A 16707-nucleotide genomic window follows, 5' to 3' on the forward strand; every position below is an offset into this window, starting at 1 on the left:
CGGGTTATTTCTCGGTTTCTGTCAGCCCGCGCACGAACAAATTCTGCATCAAGGCGATCACCAGGATCGGCGGCAGCATGGCGAGGATGGCGGTGGCCATCACCAGATGCCACACGGGATCGGACTCCACCGCCGCCGCCGCGAGCCGCTGGATGCCCATGACGATGGTGTAATAGCCCGTGTCCGTGGTCACCAGCAGCGGCCAGAGATACTGGTTCCAGCCATAGATGAAGAGGATGACGAACAGCGCCGCGATATTAGTGCGCGAAAGCGGCAGCAGCACGTGCCAGAAAAACCGCAGCGGCCCGGCGCCGTCGATCAGCGCGGCCTCCGTCAATTCGTCGGGAATGGTCATGAACACCTGGCGGAACAGGAAGGTCGCCGTCGCGCTGGCGATCAGCGGCAATGTGAGGCCGCCATAGGAGTTCAGCAGCGAGAGGTCGGCCACCACCTGGAAGGTGGGTAGGATGCGCACCTCCACCGGCAGCATCAGCGTGATGAAGATGAGCCAGAATGCCGTCTGGCGCAGCGGGAAACGGAAATAGCAGACCGCGAAGGCGGAGAGCAGCGAGATGGCGATCTTCCCGAGCGCGATCGCCATGGCCATGATGAAGCTGTTCAGCAGCATGCCCCCGACGGGCGGAAAGCCCTGGGTGCTGGAGCCCGTGAACAAAGCGGTGCGGTAATTCTCCAGAAACAGGCTTCCCGGCAGCAGCCCGATGCGGCCGGACAGGAAATCGCCCCCCGAATGGGTGGAGGCGATGAAGGCGAGATAGACCGGCAGCACCATCACCACCACGCCGAGGATCAGCGCGAGATGGGCCAGCAGGCCGAGTAGGCGTCCGGAGCCGGCCATCAATATTGCACCCGCCGTTCGATATGGCGGAACTGCATGGCGGTGAGCGCGATGACGATCACCAGAAGCACCACCGATTGCGCCGCCGACCCGCCGAGATCGAGCCCGCCGAAGCCGTCGCGGAACACCTTGTAGACCAGGATCGTGGTCGCCTGCCCCGGCCCGCCGCCGGTGGTGGCGTGGATGATGCCAAAGGTGTCGAAGAAGGCATAGGTGAGGTTCACCACCAGCAGGAAGAAGGTGGTCGGCGCGAGCAGTGGCCAGACCACGAAGCGAAACCGCCGCACCGGCCCGGCGCCATCCAGGGCCGCGGCTTCCATCAGGCTGGCGGGAATGGCCTGGAGGCCGGCGAGGAAGAACAGAAAATTATAACTGACCTGCTTCCAGGCGGCGGCCAGGATCACCATCAACAGCGCCTGCTCGCCATTGAGAAAGTGGTTCCAGGTGATGCCCAGGGCGCCGAGGGCGCGGGCGAGAATGCCGATGGAGGGGTTGAACATGAACCACCACAGGATGCCCGCCACCGCCGGCGCCACCGCATAGGGCCACACCAGCAACACGCGATAGGGCCCGGCCCGCTTGCCGATCCGGTCCGCCGCGAGCGCAAGGACCAGCGCGAGCACCATGGCGAGCAGCGTCACGCTGGCGGAGAACACGGCCGTGACCTGGAATGCGTTGAGATAGGTAGGGTCGCGAAACAGGGTCGCGAAATTGGCGAGGCCGACGAAGGCGCGCGAGAGGCCGAAGGCATCTTCCGCGAACAGCGAGGAGACCACCGCCTGCCCCGCCGGCCAGACAAAAAACACGAGCGTGATGGCCAGCTGCGGCGCCAGCAGCAGATAGGGCGTCAGGGAGCGTGGAAAGGTGACGCGCTTGGCCTGCATCTCAAGGTCCGTCTGCGCCGCGCGGGTTTGCGGCGGAAGAAAACGGCCCGCCCGCCTGGAAAAGGGCTCCGCGCCATCGCGGCGGATCATCCTCATGCATGGGCCTGACAGGGGCGTGACATGAGCACGACGAACGATAGGCGAAGGTAAAGCCGCGCACCAGCTTCAAGGCGCCGCCCGTGAAGGACGACGCGCGCTATCGCCCGTAGCGCCGCCCGGCTTCCACCGCGAGCCCGGTGCCCACGGAACCGAACGTGTCGCCCGCCACGATCCGCGCCTGCGGCGCCATGGCGACGATGGCAGAGCGCACATGGGCGAGGCGGGTCGAACCGCCGGTGAGGAACAGCGCGTCGATGTCGCTCGCCTTCACCCCCGCCTCCTTCAGGCAATGGGTGATGCGCCGCGCGATCCGCCCGGACAGCGTGTCCGTATGGGCGACGAGATCGTCATGCACGATACCGACCGCGAGCGCGGGCTCCAGCCAGGCAAGATCGATTGCGGTGCGCCCGTCCTCGGAGACCGCGATCTTCGCATCCTCGGCGGCCATGGCGAGCGTGTGGCCGCGCTCCTCGCTCACCACATGGGCGAGCCGGCGGATCAGCTCGGGGCGCGCGGATTCGCGCTCCATCTCGCGGATCGAGCGATGCACGCGCGGATCGTACAGGCGGTTGATGGAGGACCAGGTCGCGAGATCCTGAAACAGGCTCGCCGGCGCGGAAAGGCCGGCGCGCTTCATGGGGCTGCCGTGGCCGAGCAGGGGCATCACCATGCCGAGGCTCAGCGCGCGGTCGAAATCCGTGCCGCCGATGCGCACGCCGTCATTGGCGAGGATGTCGTCCGCCCGATCCGGCTTATCGCGCCGATCGGGGCCGATGCGCACGATGGAAAAATCCGAGGTGCCGCCGCCGATATCGGCGATCAGCGCCAGCTCTTCCCCATTCACCTGCCGCTCGTAATCGAGCGCGGCGGCGATCGGCTCGAACTGGAACGAGATGTGTGAAAAGCCGATCTCTCGCGCCACGTCGCCCAGCACGTCCTGGGCGCGCGCGTCGCCCGCCGCGTCGCCATCGACGAAATGCACCGGCCGCCCGAGCACCACCTGGTCCAGCGGCGCATCGGCGTCGATTTCGCCGCGCCGCTTCACCTCGGCGATATAGGCGCCGATTACCTTGCGGAAGGTCACGCGGGAGCGGCCGACCGCCGTGGTCTCGTCCACCAGCGCGCTGCCGAGCACGGATTTCAGCGCCCGCATCAGGCGCCCCTGCTCGCCGCTGACATAAGCGGCCATGGCCGCGCGGCCGATCACCGGCGCACCCGTGCGCGGATAGAAGATCGCGCTCGGCACCGTCACCGCATCGCCCTCCACCGGCGCCAGATGCGGCCCCTTCGCCCCGTTGAGGCCGAGCGTGGTGTTGGACGTGCCGAAATCCAGGCCGCAGGCCGCCATGATGGGGTTCCCGAAACGGAGCGATGGTGCGTGCGCTGCAACATAGCGCAGAAGGGCGCGCTCGGTACCGCTTCGGCGCGTCAAGATCAAGCCCCAGGCGATGACATCTGCGCGCGCCGCTCAAAGCCGCACGGCGCCGGGGCGCCCCAAGCGGCTTCAAGCGGAGCGCGCGGACAGATATAGACGAAGGGGCAGGCCCGACACGCCCGGGGCGCCGCGCCATTCCAGAGCACCAGAGGGTTCCCGCAGATGGGCACGAATTACGGCTGGGTGTGTCTCTCCGCGCTGATCCTCCTCGCTTTGCTGTTGGTTCCGGGCCTGTGGTGGAATGCGCGCGTCGGGGCTCCCCGCCGCCTGCCCTCGGCCTTCGTGCCGCTGCCCGGCCTGCTCGCCCTCGCCGCCACCGGTCTGCTGCTATGGGTTCTCCACCCCGCGAACCACCTGCTGGTGGCGCTGCTCTACGGCGGCGCGACGGTGGCGCTCGCTTTGGATCTCGCACGGTTGTGGTGGCGGCGCGGCACCGCACGGGCCTCGCTCGGGGACCAGGGGCCGGGCGTATTCGTCCTTTGGGGCGCGATGATCGCCATGGCCATGGCGGTCGGCCTCAATCCCTTGCCCATCGCCCAGGAAACCCATGCGGAGACGGTGATCCCCGCCCGTATGGTGGCCTCGCCGCCGGACCACATCATTCCCTACATCACCGCCGCCTACATGTTCCATGGCAAGGACGGCATCGAGCGCAGCAAGGATTATTTCGGCGAATGGTCGGTGGCGTCGCGCGGCCCGTTGATCCCACTGGCCACCAACACGCTGCTTTATGTGTTCGGCTCAACCACACAGGACACGCCGAACCTGGAACGCAAACCCTGGCCCGGCACCGCGGACGGGGCCTATCTCGCCCGCCTGCTCGGATGGATCGCGAACGGCATGGTCGTGCTCGGCGCCGGCCATCTGCTGCTGGTCCTCGGCATCAGGCCCGCGAGCCGCCCCTGGATGCTCGGCTGCCTCTGGGTGGCGCTCGCGCCTTCCATGCTGATCAATACCGTCTTCCTGTGGCCGAAGGTGCTGGCCGGCTTCTTCATCCTGCTCAGCTTCGCCTCGCTGATCCAGCAGCGCTGGATCCTGGCGGCGGGCTGTGGCGTCCTCGCCTGGCTGAGCCATCCGGTGGGCCTGCTGTTCCTGCCGCCGCTCGGGCTGGTCGCCATCTGGACCGCATTCGCCGCCGCCAAATCGACGCGGGAGGGAGGCATCGCGGCGGTCCGCGCGGTCCTGGTGTTCACGGTCAGCGCGGCGGTGCTGATGGTGCCCTGGCTTGCCTACAAGACCTGGCTCGGTGCCCACGACCTGTTCATGGATTATCTGCTCGGCGACGGCCGGGGCACCGCGCCCGCGCTATCCGTGTGGGCCTGGCTCGGCACCCGATGGGACAATTTCTGGCTCACCCTCAGCCCCGCCGCTTATTATTATTCCGGCCACATGCGTGTGTGGACCGACGGTCCGGTCAGCGATGCCCTGCGCTGGACCGTTCAATACGCCAAGACCCTGCCCGGCGGCCTCGGGCTCTTCCTGTTCGCCCCGGCCTATATCGCCATGGCGCGCCCCGGGGCGGACCCGCGCTTGCGCCAGCTGCTCACCGTGACGGTCACGACCTTTGCCCTCATGCTCCTGGTCTGGGGCTACAGCCGCGACGGCCTCGGACGCAATTCGTTGGAGCCGCTGGTCCCGCTGGTGATCGTGCTGTGCGCGGCACAAGCGAAGGCCGGCCCGGTGTGGCTGATCGGACTCGCCGGCATCTATCTGGAAGGGCGCTGGGTGGAATTCACCGGTTTCGTGCTTGAGAAATCGTTCAGCTGGCAGAACGTGCCGCTCGATGCCTGGGTGTGCTGGAGCATCAGCAGCCTCGTGGGGCTGGCCCTGCTGGGGCTCGGCTGGACGGTGCTGGCGCGCGACTGCGATCTTGCGCGTCGCCTCGGGCCGGCACCGGCGTAGAACCGGCCGGCGTCAGGCGCCGGCGCGCGGCTTGCGCGGGGCTGCAGCGGCGCGCGCGCGCCGCCCCGCCAGACCGCTTCCGCGCGACCCTTTGGGCCAACGCAGCGGCCAGGACACCACATGGTCCACCAGTTCGAACAGGCCGAACATCTGTTCCCCGCCCGCCACTTTGCCGCGCACGGAAATGCCCGCCTCGTGCACCGTCTCCGCCGAGCCGGACACGAGCGGATGCCACCAGGGCAGGTCCTTGCCCTCATCCAGCAGGCGATAGGCGCAGGTGGGCGGCAGCCAGGAGAGTTCGGCCACCGCCTCCGGCGTCAGGCGCACGCAGTCGGTCACCTGCTCCTGCCGGTTGGGATAGTCCGAGCAATGGCAGGAATGGGTCTCAAACAGCCGACACACCACATCGGTATAGGCGATGTCGCCGCTGTCCTCGTCCTCCAGCTTCACCAGGCAGCAGCGCCCGCAGCCGTCGCACAGGCTTTCCCACTCGGCCGGGTTCATCTGCGCCAGCGCCTTCGCGCGCCAGAACGGAACCTCGGCCGCCGTACCGCCGGCATCCGGCGCCATATCGGGCAAGGCGACGGGCTTTTGATCGGAGGGCGCGCGGTCGGGCATGGACCTCCTTACCACGAAGCCTCCCGCGGCTTGAACCGCGCGGCGAAAATTTACCCCATCCTCACGTCTGCTTGCGCCGCGTCACGTGGCACTCGCGGCAATCCGCGCCGCGGGTTATAGACAGGCAGGGGCACGCCGCCGTGTTTTTGACACGCGGGTGCACGAGCAGAAGACTGTGGCGGCGTTTGGCAATGGCGACGTTTGGCAGAGGCGCGCGGGGCGCGACACGCCTTTGGACAGACTGGCGATGAGAAGCATCAAGCGGTGAGCGAAGGTTCAAAACCCTCCTTCAAGACCCGGCTGCGCAATGCGCTGCTGGATTTCGACGCGCGCATCGACAGCACCCTGTTCCGGCTGGGCACCTTCACCCGCCGTGTTGCCAGCTCCTATTCCGCCTTCATGGAGCATTTCTCGCTCTCCGGCGTGCCACGCTTCCTGGTGGGCATGGCGTCTGAGGGCTTCACCCTCGGGGCGGCAGGCTCGGTGGTCGTACTGGCGCTCGCCTTGCCGGCATTCCACGAGACCTCCGACGATTGGCTGAAGCGCACCGAACTCGCCGTCACCTTCCTGGACCGCTACGGCAACGTGCTGGGCGAGCGGGGCGTGCGCCAGAACGACACCGTGCCGCTGGCCGATTTCCCCGATTACCTACTGAAGGCCGTGCTCGCCACCGAGGACCGGCGCTTCTACGAGCATTTCGGCATCGACATCGCCGGCACATTCCGCGCCGTGGTCACCAATGCCAAGGCCGGGGGCGTGCGCCAGGGCGGCTCATCGCTCACCCAACAGCTCGCCAAGAACCTGTTCCTCTCCAACGAGCGCACCATCGAGCGCAAGATCAAGGAAGCGTTCCTCGCGCTCTGGCTGGAAAGCCGGCTCACCAAGAGCCAGATCTTCAAGCTCTATCTCGACCGCGCCTATCTGGGCGGCGGCGCCTATGGGGTGGACGCGGCGGCGCAATATTATTTCGGCAAGTCCGTGCGCGAGGTGAACCTCGCCGAAGCCGCCATGCTCGCCGGGCTGTTCAAGGCGCCGAGCAAATATGCCCCGCACGTCAATCTGCCGGCCGCCCGCGCCCGCGCCTCCACGGTGCTGGACAATCTCGTGGATGCCGGCTTCCTGACCGAAGGTCAGGTGTTCGGCGCCCGCCGCAATCCCGCCACCCCGGTGGACCGCAGCGACATGGCGGTGCCGGACTATTATCTCGACTACGCCTTCGCCGAGGTGCGCCGCTTGGTGGATGCGCTGCCGAAGAGCGTCACCGAGCGCAGCTTCGTGGTGCGCACCGGGCTCGACCCCAATATCCAGAAGGTGGCGGAAGCCGCCCTCGACCAGTCGCTGCGGCAGTATGGCAAGGACTATAAGGTGAGCCAGGGCGCCGTGGTCATCATGGAGCCCAACGGCACGCTGCGCACCATGGTGGGCGGGCGCGATTATGGCGAGAGCCAGTTCAACCGCGCCACCGACGCCCTGCGCCAGCCCGGCTCCTCGTTCAAGCCGTTCGTCTATACGGTCGCGCTGATGAACGGCTACAAGCCCACCACCATCGTGCAGGACGCGCCGATCTGCCTCGGCAATTGGTGCCCGCAGAATTACGGCCGCTCCTATATGGGCTCGATCCCGCTGATCGTGGCGCTGCAGCACTCGTTGAATACGGTGGCGGTGCGGCTCGCGGAGAAGTTCGGCCGCGCCAAGATCATCGATCTCGCGCACAAGATGGGCATCACCTCGAACCTCGTGCCCAGCGCGCCCCTGCCGCTCGGCGCCGCCGAGGTCACGGTGGTGGACATGGTGACCGCCTACAGCGTGTTCGCCAACGGGGGCAAGAGCGTCTATCCGCACGCGGTGGTGGAGATGCGCGTCGCCAATGGCGAAGTGGTGTGGCGCTTCGACCGCGACGCGCCGAAATCGGTGGAAGTGATCTCGCCGAACGTCATCGACATGATCAACCCCATGTTGAACAACGTGGTGGAGAACGGCACCGGCCGCCGGGCGCGGCTCGAGAACATCAAGGTCGCCGGCAAGACCGGCACCACCAATGCCTATCGCGACGCCTGGTTCATGGGCTTCACCGGCAATTATGTCGGCGGCGTCTGGTTCGGCAATGACGATTACACGTCCATGAACAAGATGACCGGCGGCACCCTGCCGGCGATGACCTGGCAGAAAATCATGGCCTATGCCCACCAGGGCGTGGAGCGTAAATTCATTCCCGGCGTGGGCGACCAGCCCGCCCCCAAGCTTGACGACAAGCCCTCGCCCATCGAGGTGCCGGAGCTGGATTCGATCCAGCGCCCGATCACCCTCTCGCCGCGCAGCACCGAACGCCTGATCCGCCTGGAACAGATCTTCCGCACTGCGCCGCCCTTGCCGCCTCTGCCCGGGCCAACCGCCATGGGAACGCCCACTGCCGGCGCCCCGGCGGCGCCGACGCGCACCAATTGACCGGAGCCCATCCCTTGGCCGCAGCCCGACATTTGGCCGGAAAGCTGGACCTGCCGTGCGCCTCGTGACCCTAGCGACCACGCTCGCCGCGGCGGCGGCGATCGGCCTTGGAGCCACCTATTTCGCGGTCACGCACTCGCGCGGCATGGACATCGTGCGCCTCGGCGCATGGCAGGGCTGGCCGCGCTCCGGCACCACCCAGGCCGACCCCTATGCGGTAGCGGCCTTCGCCCGCACCGGCGAGCTGCCGCTGGAACTGGCCGACGGCCTGCTGTTCCTCGCCGACAAAGATTCCGCAGGCGCGCCACTGGACGGGCGGTGCGACATCCGCATTTCCGGCCCCCTGCCCCAGTCGCGCCTGTGGACGCTGACGCTCACGGACGACAAGGGCGCCCTGGTACCGAACGAGGCGGAGCGCCACGGCTTCACCAGCGCCGAGCTGGTGTATGAACCCGACGGCAGCATCAATGTGCATCTCTCGCCGCGGGCGCGGGCGGGAAACTGGCTGCCCACCGGCGCTCGCGGGCGCCTGCGGGTGGCGCTGCGCCTCTACGACGCGCCGTTCAGCTTCGCCTCGGGCGCGCAGGACGAGGGCCAGTTGCCGCGCATCGTCACGGAGCGGTGCCCATGACCTTCGCTTCCCTGTTCCGCCGCTCCCGTCCCGCCTATCGCTCCACCGCCCGCGCGCCGGGCCCCGTGGAGCGGCTCGCCGCGATTTTCCAGGCGGTGCCCGCTGCCCCGCGTTTGCTGCTGCTGCCGCTTGCCATGGTGCTGGTGCTCGCGGGCATCGTCCATCTGGTGTCGGTGCTGGCGATGCCGCGGCTCGCCCAGGCCTCCGCCTATCAGCGGCTGGTGCCGCTGGCGCCGGTGAATACGCTGGTGCTGCTGCCGGACAGCGGAGAAACCGTGCTGCCCATGACAGATCCCGCCTTCGTCAGCGCGGTCTGCCGGTATGATTTGCGCGAGCGGCCGCTGAAGGTGCGCGTGCCGCAGACCGGCGACTACACCTCGGTCTCGTTTTATACGAACCGGGGCCTCGCCTTTTACGCCCTGAACGACCAGGCGGCCGGGCGCGTGATCGAGCTCGATCTGCTCTCGCAGGCCCAGCGCGCGGCGTTGCCGGAAGATGAGGAAATCACGGCGGCGGACCGCCTCGTGGTGGAATCTCCGACGACGACGGGCATTGTCCTGATCCGCGCGTTCGCCCGCTATGGCGATGTGCGCGATGCCGTGCGCAAGCAGCTGGAAGCTGCGAGCTGCGCCGCCACGCAATGATTTAAGAAATCAGACGGGCACGGGCGCGCGGTGCGCGTCTTCCGTGCCGTCCTCTCAGGCCGTCGGCGTCACGCCTGACACTGGGACGGGCCATCCTCCCGACGCCGGGCCTTTGCGCCGGCGGCGACCGCCGTCTCGCCATGGCGCTCGATGCGCACCACCGGCAGAATATAGATCTGCGCAGTTCCGGCGCGCGTGGGCGCCTCGTCCGAATGCTGACGCGCCGTCAGTTTTCGTGCGCGCCCTCCCCGCGTTGCGGAGAACGATAACACCGTTCCCATTTGGCTGCTCCTCGTGGGCCACCGTGACCCCTACAACGCAGATAGGCTCCGGAAGTTTCTTGGGGCTGTGCAAATAGATTGATTGCGCTTGCGCGATTGCACACCTAAATATGCGCAACTTATCGTCAGGGCATTGCCCGCTCTGACCCCTGTTTCCCGGCGCGATGCGGATAAAGCGGAATGCCCCCTCGTGCGATCGGCGCCCCCTCTCCCTTTCTGCTGCTCGGACCGGGCCGAGGGGGAACCTCGCTGCTGGCCGGCTGCCTGGAGCGCCACCCCGCGCTGATGATCCGCGCCGAATTCGGCAGCGTCACCCATCTGATGGGCGGCGACGAGGCGCAGACGCCGCCCCCCTCCAAGACGCGGCCGCTGGACTATCGCCTCGCCCGCTTCCGCGCGGCCTGCGAGGCGGATCGCCGGGCGCATCCGGAGTGCATCTGGGGCAACAAGATCACCACCGAGCAGGTGCTGGGGTTCAGCGAGCACGACGATCTTTACAATCTAGACGAGGAACCGGTCCTGGACCGGTTCGTCACCGCCATGGCGGGCTATCGATTCCTGTTCATCGTGCGCGATGGCCGCAGCTGCGTGGATTCCAAGGTGCGGCGCGCCGGGCTGACCCATGTGGAGGCGGCCCGGCGCTGGCGCGCCTCGGTATGGATGCTGGAAGAGCTGGAAGCACGCGGCGCGCTGATCGGCACGTTTCGCTATGAGGATTTGGTGGCCGACCCCGAAGCCACGCTCCGCAAGGTGGCGGAGAGCATCGGCGTCGCGTTCGATCCGCGGATGCTGGAAGGCGCGCTCAGCCCGATCATGCCGCAGGACTATCGCCACGGCCGAATCATGACGGAAAAGGCGGACGAGCGTCCCGGCCTGCCGCCGGGAATCGAAGCGCTGCTCCGGCCGGATCTCGCGCGGCTCGGCTACATCTGATCCCGGTCGGCCGGCACCACATCGATGAAGGAGCGCCCGGCCTTGTCCTCGATTTCCAGCAGCCACAAATCGGGGTCGAAGCGCATTTCCTTGACCATCCGCGCCTCGCTCGCCTCCTCCGGCGAGCCGGGCGGCACGAGGACGGCAAACAGGCGCGCGCCGGAATTTTCCGCATCGAAGGCGCTCTGCGGCGCCGGCCCATAGAGCGCCGCGCACCCGTCCAGCGTCGTCACTTTCACAAACACCGCACCGGCCTCCTCGGAGCCGCGCCGGCGCACCGCCGCGAATGCGCCCGCGCCATTGGCGGTGCGCACGATGGCGGCGGCGAAAATGGCGCTCTTCAGGCGCATGTCAGTCGATCACCGTACCGGAGACCGCGATCAGCTCCTTCACCACCCGGTCGGAAATCTCGCCGTCGGGCGGCAGGTTGCGGTCGCGTTCGAAGCGCTGGATGGCGAGCCGCGTTTCCAGGCCCGGCTTGCCGTCCGGCTTCAACGGGCCGTAGCCGAGCTTCGCCAGTGTCTTCTGCACGCCGAGGATGCGCGGCGACGGCGCCAATTCCGCCGGCGGGCGCACCGAGCCGGTGACGGCGTCGGTTCCGGATACGGCGACACCGGGCAATCGGGCGGGCGGGCGGACGGCGGCGGCGCCGGTTTTGGCCGTGCCCGCTCCGCCCGGCACGGCAGCCGGCGGCATGAGAATGGCGGCTGCGGCGGCTGCGGCCGCGCTCTGGGCGGGGGCGGCAGGGGCGGCGGCGCGGGTCGGGGCGATGTTCATGGGCGCGCCGGCCCCGGCGGGTGTGGCGGGCGCATTGGTGGCGCCGGAAATATTGACCGTGCCGAGGATGCCGCCGGCCGGAGCGGTGGTGATGGGCACCGCCGTGCTCGCCATGGGCGTGGGCGAAAGCGCAGCCGCCGGCACATGGGTGCTGCCGGCCCCGCCATTGGCGGCCTGGGGCTTCGGCATTGGCACCGGGGCGATGGGCACTGCGGTGCCGCCCGGCAGCGGCCCGGGGCGCGTGCCGCTCTGCATCACGAACACATTGGCCAGCACGGCTCCGGTCATGGCCAGGGCGACCAGCGCCGCCAGCCCGTCGGCGAACCGCAGCCCGAGCCGTCCGCGCGGGGCTTGCGCGAATAGCGTATCGTCCGGCCCGCCGACGGAGACGGGGCTTTCGCCATAATCTATCCTCATGCGCGCAGACGCTCCCCGTCCGTTTGAGCGGCAGCACCGGCGCGCGTGAACGGCGCGACCACGACCGCTGGGCGGGTCAGCGGCAGGCTCAGCGTCACCGTCGTGCCGCGCCCGGGCACGCTCGCCACCTCGAACGTGCCGTCGTGCAGGCGCACCAGGGCCCGCACCACCGCGAGGCCGAGCCCGCTGCCGGTGCGCCGGCGCTCCATGTCGCCGGTCTGGAAGAAGGGTTCGCCGAGCCGCGCCACGTCGGCCGCCGACATGCCAGGCCCCTGGTCGGCGACGGCGATCAGCAGATTGCCGCCCTCGGCCCGCGCGGACACGTCCACCCGCGTGCCCGCCGCGCTGACCTTGAGGGCGTTGGACAGCAGGTTGAGCAGCATCTGCTTCAATGCGCGCTGGTCGGCGAGGATCGGCGGCACCCGGTTCGACAGGCCGAGCGTGATGCGCACGTCGCGCCGCACCGCCTCGATCGCCATCATGTCGTGGCAGGTCTGGGCGAGGCGGCGCACGTCCACCGGCTCGACCAGGAGTTCATAGGCGCCGGCCTCGACCCGCGAGAGGTCGAGAATATCGTTCACCACGCCCAGCAGATGCTGGCCGCTGTCATGGATGATGCGGGCGTATTCGGCGCGCTTCTCGCCGTCCATGCGGCCGGCCGCGTCGCCCAGCAGCATTTCCGAGAAGCCGAGGATGGTGTTGAGCGGTGTGCGAAGCTCGTGGCTCATGGCGGCGAGGAACTGGCTCTTCGCCGCATTGGCGCGCTCGGCCTCCTGGCGGGCGGCGGCTTCCTCCTCGGCGCGGGCCTTCTGCGCGCCGATATCGCGCCAGCAGGCCCGCACGCGCCCGCCTTCCAGCGGAAACGCGCGCATCTCCATCCACACGAATTCCGGCGAGAGGCCGTCCGCCTCGCAGCGCAGCCGCAGTTCGCACCGCAGGTCGTGGGCATCGTGCGCCAGTCCGGCCGCCCCCGACACGGCGGCAAGGAAGGCCGGCCGGTCCGCCACCAGGATGCGCTCGAACAGGCCGTGCCCCACCAGTTGCGCGCCCGGAAGGGCGGCGAAGGGAGATTGCGCATGGGCGATGGTGATGACTTCGCCGGAGCGCAGGTGATGCGTGATCAAGGCCATGTCGGCCGCCGGCCCGGCGCCGCGCAGGCGCACCGCAGTGCGCGACAGTCCACCGGAAACCCCGGCCAGCGCGGCCGAAACGAGGCCGCAGGCCAGCAGCCACAGCCCGTCGGACGCGGCACCGGAGGCCAAGCCCGCCGCTTCCACCAGCAATACCGCGCCGCCCGCGCCAGCGCAGAGCAGCGACAGCGCGCCCAGCGCCTGGGTGCTGCGCCACGCCAGGGTGCCGATATCGGCAAGGCTGCCCCGAGGATCGGACGCATAGGGCGGTCTTTCATCCGGCCCAAGCTTGTGTCTCATCACATTCGCGACACGCAATGGCTGCCCACAGCGCCTTTCGGCGCCCCCTCGTTCATCCCACGCAAGCTTGCACGGCGCCCTTAAACGAACTGCTAAGGCCGCTCCGCCAGCCCGCCCAGCGTTAACGATGTCTTGAAAAGTCGGGGGGCGCGGGGCGGCGCGGGCGCTGCGGCAGGCCCCCGGTTCTGGTATCTATGGTTATCCAAAGGTTGAGGCTGGCGAGGGCCGGTTTCAGCCGGGGAATGGTTCCAGGCCCGCCGGTTCGGGGGCCGCCCGGGGGAGCTTGAAGCGAGGCGCTCCATGTTCTTTTTGATCCGCATGACGTTCTGGCTGGGACTGATCCTGCTTCTGCTGCCCATCGGCACGTCCGTCGACGGGCGCGAGGTCGGCCCGTGGCAGGCCTTCGTCGCGGTGCAGTCGGCGGTGGCGGACGCGCGCGGCTTCTGCCAGCGCCAGCCCGACGCCTGCGCCGTGGGCGGCGACATGCTGGTGAACCTGACGGAAAAGGCCCAGGTCGGCATCAAATGGGTAGCCGACGCCCTCGGCCATGCCCGCACCGACGCCGCCGCGCCCGCTGGAACGGCCTCAAGCCACGGCCTGACCCCGCAGGATCTGGTTCCCGGCTGGGGCGGCGAGCCTTCCGCCATCCCCGCGTCCGCACCCGGCGTCCCCACGCCACTCAAGCGCCCCGCCTGAGCGCGCCCCCCTTTCGGAAGAAAAGGCGCGCCGCCGCACCGCGTGCGGCGCATTTTTTGCTTGTCTCGACTTTTGCCGGGGCTGCGCGCAGCCTATATGGCGCAGAACCGACCAACCAGCGACGCCGATGCGGCGTCGGCGGCGTCTTACGGGCAGGTGCGATGGCAGCGGATCAGGATATCGAGGCCCTGGTGGCCGATTTCGAACTTCTCGACGATTGGGAAGACCGCTACCGCTTTGTCATCGAGCTGGGCCGCGCCCTGCCGCCCTTCCCCGAGGCCGAGCGCACCGAGGCGAACAAGGTGCAGGGCTGCACCAGCCAAGTGTGGCTGGTGAGCGGGCGCCGCGACGGACCGGACGGGCCGGTGCTGGAGTTCAAGGGCGATTCCGACGCGCATATCGTGCGCGGGCTGGTGGCGGTGCTGCTCACCATCCTCTCCGGCAAGGGCGCGCGCGAAATCCTGGAAGCCGATCCGCTGGCGGTTTTCCGTCGCATCGGCCTGGAAGGCCATCTCACGCCGCAACGCTCCAACGGCCTACGCTCCATGGTGGAACGCATCCGCGCCGATGCGCGCGCCGCGCTCGCCGAGGCCTGAGCGCAAGCGCCCGCCCGCTTACCGGCCGGGCAGGATCGTGCCCGTGGGCGTCGGCGCTGCGGGCGCGCCATAAGCGAGCGGGTCGGGCCCGAAGCGGTTCGGGCCGCGCGTGCCGGCGAGCAGGTTGAAGATCAGGATCACCAGTGCGCCGATGCCGGTGAGCTCCAACAACAGCCACCAGCCGGTGCGGTCCGTGTCGTGAAGCCGACGCACACTGACTGCGAGCCCCGGCACGAAATGCACCAGATGCACGATGCCGATGAGAATGCCGTAGCTCTCGAATTCGACCATGCCGTCGCCGCTCGCAATCTCGCCGCCGAACAGCACCAGATCCAGCACCTGCGCCACGAGGCTCAGCAGGATGACGGCCAGCACATAGAACCAGAAATCCTTGCGGCTGGTGCGTCCGGTGAAGGTCGCGTATTGGCGCATCGCCTTCAGATAGGAATTGATCATCCCGCCACCCCATTGCCCCGGCGCGCCTGCATCGCCCCAGCCATTTGAGGGGATGCCGGCGCCGGGTCAAGGGCGAGGCAAGCAACCGGCGGAGGCGCCCGGCCCCCGCCGGACGCATGGGTCTGCCATCGCCTTTCAGCCGGTGCGCCTGCCCCCCTTGCCGCATCGCTCAGGCTCGACGGGTGGCGCGCGCCAGGCCCGGCTCGGCGCATGGGCGCGGCCCTGGGCGGCGGAGGCGAGCCCGTAATGGGCGGCGAGGCGATCGAGCGCGAGCGCCAGCACCACCTTGGCGGTGCGCAACGGCCAGCCGCGTTCGCTTTCCACGCTCTCCAGCCCCTTTAGGAAGCAGCACACATCCAGCAGCACGCCAGAAAGCTCCGGCCCGACGGCCTCAACCGCGCGATCCACGCGGCACTTGGCCTCAATCACCGCATCGTTGAAGCCCTCCCGTCCCGCGCCACCGCCGCTTCCGTTCGCGCTCCAGTCCGTGGTGACGCGCGGGGTGAGCTGGGCGCGGGTAAAATCCGCCCGCAACCGCTCGCCCGCGAGGGCCTGCACCGGGTCGATCAGCGGCCGCCCGTCCTTGCCCTTGCGGCGCGCCAGCCATCCGAGCGGGCTCTCCGCGAGATCGAGCGCCACCTCCTGCTCGCGCCCGTCCACCAGCACGCGATGGACCGCCACACGCGGAGACCCATCGCGGCGCGAAGCGGCGGGGCCTTGCGGCCGGGATTGGACATGCGCGCTCATGCCAGACCTCCCGCAATGAAAGCGCCGGCACGGCCGGCGGACGGAGCCGGACCGGCCAGGCCATGCGCGACCGCATGGGCGGCGCAGGCCTCCAGCGCGGACAAGGCGCGGTCGAACTCCGGCACGTCGCGGCGTTGTTCCATGCGCGCGCAGGCATAGCCGATGGAGGTGCGATCGCGCCCGAAATGGACGGCCACCGCACCGCGCGGTACCCCGAGCGTGACGTGCGCGACATAGAGCGCCACGTGCCGCCCCAACGTCACCGGCGCGCAGCCGCGCGGCCCATCCAAATCCTGCGGCTGCACATGGACGAACGCGGCGGCGAGCAACCGCGCCGTGCGGCATCGCGCCTGGGATTCCGCGGACAGCAAAGCCGGCCTGCGCCGACGATAAGCCACCGCGCATGCGGGCGGCGCGGGGTGGAAGCTTTCGCCAAGGCGGAATTGGGGTCGCATCGCAATCTCCAAAATAGAGTATTTATTCCTATATCGAGATGGCGAGAAAATCAATGCGGGGAAAAATCTCGGCCCTTAATACGATCTCGTTAAATATTTTTACCAATTAACATCATGGTTTTAGCGCGATTTTTGGGCACATCTTTGCGCACCCTTTTATAGGAAATAATCCCCACATTCACAAGCTGCGTCATGCTGCTCTTTCAGCCGAAGGACGCACTCATGGCACCCAGCTCCCCATCCACCGCCGCTCCCGCACGCCCTCCTGCCAACCCGCAGCATCTTCCCAAACGGCAGCGCATGGCCATGCGCGCGGCATCCGCGCCTTTCGCTGCGCGGAGAAGGAAGAGTCGATCAAAGCGCGGCTCGAAGGATTGACCTTATTGACCGCAAATAATCGCGCGG

At 68.4% G+C, this 16707-nt stretch carries 18 protein-coding genes; 7 read left to right on the forward strand and 11 right to left on the reverse strand.

Features of this window, described 5'->3' with window-relative positions:
• Nucleotides 1–4: 4 nt before the first annotated feature.
• From ugpE to V5F68_RS13775, 3 genes are all read right to left on the reverse strand, one after another.
• The gene (ugpE, locus tag V5F68_RS13765) at nt 5–856 is read right to left on the reverse strand and encodes a sn-glycerol-3-phosphate ABC transporter permease UgpE (RefSeq protein WP_394013105.1); all 852 of its coding nucleotides are present in this window, start codon (nt 854–856) and stop codon (nt 5–7) included.
• Entirely contained in the window at nt 856–1740 is an 885-nt protein-coding gene (ugpA, locus tag V5F68_RS13770) for a sn-glycerol-3-phosphate ABC transporter permease UgpA (protein WP_394013106.1), read from the reverse strand. The genes ugpE and ugpA overlap by 1 nt, the downstream gene beginning before the upstream one ends.
• A gap of 196 nt (nt 1741–1936) precedes the next feature.
• Complete coding sequence (locus V5F68_RS13775; protein ID WP_394013107.1) at nt 1937–3187, reverse strand: Hsp70 family protein; 1251 nt, start codon at nt 3185–3187, stop codon at nt 1937–1939.
• Nucleotides 3188–3436: 249 nt separating this feature from the next.
• Between V5F68_RS13775 and V5F68_RS13780 the strand changes: the two genes are divergently transcribed.
• Nucleotides 3437–5176, forward strand: a complete 1740-nt coding sequence (locus V5F68_RS13780; protein ID WP_394013108.1) for a hypothetical protein — start codon at nt 3437–3439, stop codon at nt 5174–5176.
• A gap of 12 nt (nt 5177–5188) precedes the next feature.
• On the opposite strand, the gene V5F68_RS13785 is transcribed toward V5F68_RS13780, so the two are convergent.
• Nucleotides 5189–5746, reverse strand: a complete 558-nt coding sequence (locus tag V5F68_RS13785; RefSeq protein ID WP_394013477.1) for a YcgN family cysteine cluster protein — start codon at nt 5744–5746, stop codon at nt 5189–5191.
• A 312-nt stretch (nt 5747–6058) separates the two neighbouring features.
• Here V5F68_RS13785 and V5F68_RS13790 point away from each other — a divergent pair, with 312 nt between their 5' ends.
• The 3 genes from V5F68_RS13790 to V5F68_RS13800 all read left to right on the forward strand — a co-directional run bounded on the left by V5F68_RS13790 (nt 6059) and on the right by V5F68_RS13800 (nt 9514).
• A complete protein-coding gene (locus V5F68_RS13790; RefSeq protein ID WP_394013109.1) occupies nt 6059–8239 on the forward strand; it encodes a transglycosylase domain-containing protein in 2181 nt (726 codons plus the stop codon).
• Nucleotides 8240–8294: 55 nt separating this feature from the next.
• Nucleotides 8295–8870 carry a DUF1214 domain-containing protein gene (locus tag V5F68_RS13795; protein WP_394013110.1) on the forward strand — a complete coding sequence of 192 codons (576 nt, stop codon included), beginning with the start codon at nt 8295–8297 and terminating at the stop codon, nt 8868–8870.
• A 134-nt stretch (nt 8871–9004) separates the two neighbouring features.
• Nucleotides 9005–9514 carry a DUF1254 domain-containing protein gene (locus V5F68_RS13800; RefSeq protein ID WP_394013478.1) on the forward strand — a complete coding sequence of 170 codons (510 nt, stop codon included), beginning with the start codon at nt 9005–9007 and terminating at the stop codon, nt 9512–9514.
• Between the two features lie 68 nt (nt 9515–9582).
• On the opposite strand, the gene V5F68_RS13805 is transcribed toward V5F68_RS13800, so the two are convergent.
• Nucleotides 9583–9795, reverse strand: a complete 213-nt coding sequence (locus V5F68_RS13805; RefSeq protein WP_394013111.1) for a hypothetical protein — start codon at nt 9793–9795, stop codon at nt 9583–9585.
• Between the two features lie 180 nt (nt 9796–9975).
• On the opposite strand from V5F68_RS13805, the gene V5F68_RS13810 reads away from it, so the two are divergent.
• A complete protein-coding gene (locus V5F68_RS13810) occupies nt 9976–10728 on the forward strand; it encodes a sulfotransferase (RefSeq protein ID WP_394013112.1) in 753 nt (250 codons plus the stop codon).
• Here the strand turns inward: V5F68_RS13810 and V5F68_RS13815 are convergent.
• From V5F68_RS13815 to V5F68_RS13825, 3 genes are read right to left on the reverse strand one after another with little or no spacing between them, the layout of a single operon-like run.
• A complete protein-coding gene (locus V5F68_RS13815) occupies nt 10719–11078 on the reverse strand; it encodes a DUF1491 family protein (RefSeq protein ID WP_394013113.1) in 360 nt (119 codons plus the stop codon). The genes V5F68_RS13810 and V5F68_RS13815 overlap by 10 nt on opposite strands.
• 1 nt (nt 11079) lies before the next feature.
• Entirely contained in the window at nt 11080–11922 is an 843-nt protein-coding gene (locus V5F68_RS13820) for a peptidoglycan-binding domain-containing protein (protein WP_394013114.1), read from the reverse strand.
• Entirely contained in the window at nt 11919–13352 is a 1434-nt protein-coding gene (locus V5F68_RS13825; RefSeq protein ID WP_394013115.1) for a sensor histidine kinase, read from the reverse strand. Before V5F68_RS13825 ends, V5F68_RS13820 begins: the two co-directional genes overlap by 4 nt.
• Before the next feature lie 300 nt (nt 13353–13652).
• Between V5F68_RS13825 and V5F68_RS13830 the strand changes: the two genes are divergently transcribed.
• Entirely contained in the window at nt 13653–14048 is a 396-nt protein-coding gene (locus tag V5F68_RS13830; RefSeq protein ID WP_394013116.1) for a DUF5330 domain-containing protein, read from the forward strand.
• Between the two features lie 161 nt (nt 14049–14209).
• A complete protein-coding gene (locus V5F68_RS13835; protein WP_394013117.1) occupies nt 14210–14644 on the forward strand; it encodes a SufE family protein in 435 nt (144 codons plus the stop codon).
• An 18-nt stretch (nt 14645–14662) separates the two neighbouring features.
• On the opposite strand, the gene V5F68_RS13840 is transcribed toward V5F68_RS13835, so the two are convergent.
• The 3 genes from V5F68_RS13840 to V5F68_RS13850 all read right to left on the reverse strand — a co-directional run bounded on the left by V5F68_RS13840 (nt 14663) and on the right by V5F68_RS13850 (nt 16302).
• On the reverse strand, nt 14663–15100 hold the full coding sequence (locus V5F68_RS13840; protein WP_394013118.1) for a DUF805 domain-containing protein: 438 nt from the start codon (nt 15098–15100) through the stop codon (nt 14663–14665).
• Nucleotides 15101–15235: 135 nt separating this feature from the next.
• Complete coding sequence (locus V5F68_RS13845) at nt 15236–15847, reverse strand: DUF6456 domain-containing protein (RefSeq protein WP_394013119.1); 612 nt, start codon at nt 15845–15847, stop codon at nt 15236–15238.
• Nucleotides 15844–16302, reverse strand: coding sequence for a hypothetical protein (locus V5F68_RS13850; protein WP_394013120.1), 459 nt, complete (start codon nt 16300–16302; stop codon nt 15844–15846). Before V5F68_RS13850 ends, V5F68_RS13845 begins: the two co-directional genes overlap by 4 nt.
• Between the last annotated feature and the right edge of the window lie 405 nt (nt 16303–16707).

It is taken from the genome of Roseixanthobacter pseudopolyaromaticivorans (assembly GCF_043195145.2).
Lineage (GTDB): Bacteria > Pseudomonadota > Alphaproteobacteria > Rhizobiales > Xanthobacteraceae > NCEH01.

Excerpts from the sequence above, each read along its gene's own strand:
- V5F68_RS13815 (WP_394013113.1), bottom strand. The coding sequence starts at position 11,078 with ATGCGCCTGAAGAGCGCCATTTTCGCCGCCGCCATCGTGCGCACCGCC.
- V5F68_RS13825 (WP_394013115.1), bottom strand. The coding sequence starts at position 13,352 with ATGAGACACAAGCTTGGGCCGGATGAAAGACCGCCCTATGCGTCCGAT.
- V5F68_RS13830 (WP_394013116.1), top strand. The coding sequence starts at position 13,653 with ATGTTCTTTTTGATCCGCATGACGTTCTGGCTGGGACTGATCCTGCTT.
- V5F68_RS13785 (WP_394013477.1), bottom strand. The coding sequence starts at position 5,746 with ATGGCGCCGGATGCCGGCGGTACGGCGGCCGAGGTTCCGTTCTGGCGC.
- V5F68_RS13800 (WP_394013478.1), top strand. The coding sequence starts at position 9,005 with ATGGTGCTGGTGCTCGCGGGCATCGTCCATCTGGTGTCGGTGCTGGCG.
- V5F68_RS13810 (WP_394013112.1), top strand. The coding sequence starts at position 9,976 with ATGCCCCCTCGTGCGATCGGCGCCCCCTCTCCCTTTCTGCTGCTCGGA.
- V5F68_RS13780 (WP_394013108.1), top strand. The coding sequence starts at position 3,437 with ATGGGCACGAATTACGGCTGGGTGTGTCTCTCCGCGCTGATCCTCCTC.
- ugpE (WP_394013105.1), bottom strand. The coding sequence starts at position 856 with ATGGCCGGCTCCGGACGCCTACTCGGCCTGCTGGCCCATCTCGCGCTG.
- V5F68_RS13775 (WP_394013107.1), bottom strand. The coding sequence starts at position 3,187 with ATGGCGGCCTGCGGCCTGGATTTCGGCACGTCCAACACCACGCTCGGC.
- ugpA (WP_394013106.1), bottom strand. The coding sequence starts at position 1,740 with ATGCAGGCCAAGCGCGTCACCTTTCCACGCTCCCTGACGCCCTATCTG.
- V5F68_RS13820 (WP_394013114.1), bottom strand. The coding sequence starts at position 11,922 with ATGAGGATAGATTATGGCGAAAGCCCCGTCTCCGTCGGCGGGCCGGAC.
- V5F68_RS13850 (WP_394013120.1), bottom strand. The coding sequence starts at position 16,302 with ATGCGACCCCAATTCCGCCTTGGCGAAAGCTTCCACCCCGCGCCGCCC.
- V5F68_RS13805 (WP_394013111.1), bottom strand. The coding sequence starts at position 9,795 with ATGGGAACGGTGTTATCGTTCTCCGCAACGCGGGGAGGGCGCGCACGA.
- V5F68_RS13835 (WP_394013117.1), top strand. The coding sequence starts at position 14,210 with ATGGCAGCGGATCAGGATATCGAGGCCCTGGTGGCCGATTTCGAACTT.
- V5F68_RS13845 (WP_394013119.1), bottom strand. The coding sequence starts at position 15,847 with ATGAGCGCGCATGTCCAATCCCGGCCGCAAGGCCCCGCCGCTTCGCGC.
- V5F68_RS13840 (WP_394013118.1), bottom strand. The coding sequence starts at position 15,100 with ATGATCAATTCCTATCTGAAGGCGATGCGCCAATACGCGACCTTCACC.